Genomic DNA, 401 nt, shown 5'->3' with positions numbered 1-401 from the left:
CAAGCATGGATTGCACGCGTCGCGGATTACAAAGCCAGCGGACAGACCATGAAAGCCTGGTGTGCGACGCAAGGTGTAACTCTAAATCAACTGAAATACTGGCTTCGGACTTTGAAATCTCGTCCAGTCTCCACCTCCGAATCTCCAGCCTCCTTTATTCCGCTAGCGCTCCGGGAAACCGCCAGAACGGAAGTCGCTCCCAGTCTCTCCCTTCAGATCGGCGGGGTTCGCCTCGAAGTCCGGCCCGGCTTCGACCCTCAATTGCTTCGTTCCATCGTCGCTGCGCTGGAGGCCCCATGCTGACGCTGAACGGGGCTCAAGCGATTTACCTGGCCACAGGGGTGACGGATCTCCGAAAGTCCATCGACGGATTGGCCGCTCTCGTCCAGGAACGTTTCGCT

1 protein-coding gene is annotated in these 401 nt (G+C 58.1%); it reads left to right on the top strand.

Annotated elements, in window-relative coordinates:
* On the top strand, window positions 1-303 hold a 303-nt coding region (tnpA, locus tag ACE5LO_RS27845; RefSeq protein WP_375523147.1), incomplete at its 5' end, for an IS66 family insertion sequence element accessory protein TnpA.
* Between the last annotated feature and the right edge of the window lie 98 nt (window positions 304-401).

Origin of the sequence: Paenibacillus medicaginis, from assembly GCF_042138635.1 — a bacterium.
In the GTDB taxonomy this organism is placed as follows: Bacteria; Bacillota; Bacilli; order Paenibacillales; family Paenibacillaceae; genus Paenibacillus; species Paenibacillus medicaginis.
Note: the sequence above shows the minus strand (reverse complement) of the source record. Positions and strands in the feature narration are given on the sequence as shown.